This window comes from Synechocystis salina LEGE 00031 (assembly GCF_015207985.1).
In the GTDB taxonomy this organism is placed as follows: Bacteria; Cyanobacteriota; Cyanobacteriia; order Cyanobacteriales; family Microcystaceae; genus Synechocystis; species Synechocystis salina.
In genome coordinates, this window is sequence record NZ_JADEVV010000106.1 from 1 (window position 1) to 1,915 (window position 1,915).

Sequence of the window (1,915 nt, forward strand, 5' to 3'; positions counted from 1 at the left end):
CATCCCATTTTTTCCAGCTCAATGATTTTAAGTATAAATACTTATACTTGGATGCGTTTCAGAATAAGGCTTTGAGAATTGCTTGACAGTTTGCCCAGTAAGACTTTTGCAAAAGTGGGATGCTCCCCTTTAATTTTCCTCATTACACAAAATTTAGATCACTCTCGTGAAAGTTTTTACTTTTCTCCACTTCAGCCGACTTCTAAACACCCTCTCAGTCAGAGCTTTTTGTCCTTAATAATTATGTTCAAGATCTCTGGAAGAGTAAAATAAACATAATAAAGAATCGGCGTGCCAAGAATGTCTATTGTCCCAAAACTACGGCATAAATCAGAGTTGGGTATTTTAAGTTGAGGAACTTGAATCGGAGTAGAATCAATATGAAAAGTTATACACCATTTAACTTTAACTTTTAATCTTCCATTGTCCTCTCTGTCTTCTTTTTTTTCTCCTAAATCGTAAAATAAATTATCATAAAAATATTCTATGCCTACTTTGCTAAATTCTTTATGAATAATACTTTGTGAATATGGAAAGTAAGACTCTATAAGATTTGGAATATCTACTTGAATATCTTTGAAAAAAATTTCTACTTGTTCAAGAATATAATTTGTAGCATTTTTTCTTTGTGCCTCATTTTGAAAAGAAATTAAAGGAACATAATTGCTTTTTAAAACTTCATTTTCTAGTAAGATAAGTTCTTTTTGTTTAACTGAAGAATGAGTATGTTTTTTTAATGGGTGAGAATAACTAGGTGCGACAAAATCTGATGCTTCATTAACGCCCAGATAAACAGTTTGTATTACGTTGAAATCTCCCTTAAATATTTCAATACCTCTAATGTTAAATTTGGATTCCATTATTCCTAGAAAATTTTTCTCAGATTCGAGTTTATCAGTATAATAAAAAGGAACGAAAAAAAAGTTTCCAATATTGGCTTTAGGGAAAGCTTGTTGCAAAGCTAATTCATAACCAAGTTGTTTTTCTAAAGCTACTCTGTAGCCTTGATCTGTTTCTTCTAAAGATTTATTTTCATAATATTCATATTTTTTCAAAGAAATATTCTTAAAGTCAATAACTACAACATCATAATCTGAATTCTCTGATGTCATAACTAGATCAGGCTGCGGATAGCGATGCAACAAATTCATGGAATCTAACTTACTACTTCAATATTGTGTATCAGGAAATATCCTAGCTTTTAAATCCCATTCAATACAGAATAGCTCTCGCCAATACAATGGCTTACCATTATTAGGATGGCTAATTTCAGGATTTCTTTTTTGATATAACCACTGATCACCATGTTTATTTTCCCAACAACCCACTCTATTTTGTTCGCTTTCTTGTCTATGATGTCTAGAACTTCTAATTCTATTATTTTTATAGCCTACTATCGGAATATCAGTATCTGCGAAGCAAATTTTATTAAAATCATTCTGAATAGGGTTAAAGTTCTTCTTAAAGAAGTAAGTTTGACACATATCTTCCCAAACATAATCAAAACCTTGTTCTCCTTGTATTCCCCAAAAATCGCCATCATCTAAGTTTGGGTTTAATCCCCCATACAAAAAAATCTCGATAGCTTCATATAGCCCCCAATAATCAGCATCTTTATAATGCGTATTTCTATCTATATTATCAAGAGCCTCTTTGCAAATTGAAAGAGTTTCTTCAAAAGTATCTTGGTCAAAAAGAGAATGATTAATAGTTATAGCTGATTTATTTAGTTTTGAGACGTTTTGCTGGAGTTGTATGGTAACATGTTGGAAGAATAACACAAGAATTCATAAATAAATCAGTCATGACTTACGATCTTGATTTACGTATTAAGGTTATAGATTTCATCGAGAGTGGTGGTGGAATCACAAAGGCTTCGAAAATATTTAAGGTAGGCAGAGCAACAATTTATCGC

Annotated in this window: 3 protein-coding genes; 1 reads left to right on the top strand and 2 read right to left on the bottom strand. The window is 31.4% G+C overall.

What is annotated here, in order from left to right; genetic code table 11:
* Window positions 1-218 precede the first annotated feature (218 nt).
* Both IQ217_RS18665 and IQ217_RS18670 read right to left on the bottom strand, forming a co-directional pair.
* On the bottom strand, window positions 219-1,151 hold the full coding sequence (locus tag IQ217_RS18665; RefSeq protein ID WP_194021420.1) for a hypothetical protein: 933 nt from the start codon (window positions 1,149-1,151) through the stop codon (window positions 219-221).
* A gap of 18 nt (window positions 1,152-1,169) precedes the next feature.
* Entirely contained in the window at window positions 1,170-1,781 is a 612-nt protein-coding gene (locus IQ217_RS18670; protein ID WP_194021422.1) for a hypothetical protein, read from the bottom strand.
* A 23-nt stretch (window positions 1,782-1,804) separates the two neighbouring features.
* Between IQ217_RS18670 and IQ217_RS18675 the strand changes: the two genes are divergently transcribed.
* Window positions 1,805-1,915: IS630 transposase-related protein (locus IQ217_RS18675; RefSeq protein WP_228025703.1), on the top strand; the 111-nt coding region annotated here is incomplete at its 3' end.

What these genes read in the sequence shown, in the direction of transcription:
- IQ217_RS18665 (WP_194021420.1), bottom strand. Translation starts at nt 1,151, where the DNA reads ATGAATTTGTTGCATCGCTATCCGCAGCCTGATCTAGTTATGACATCA.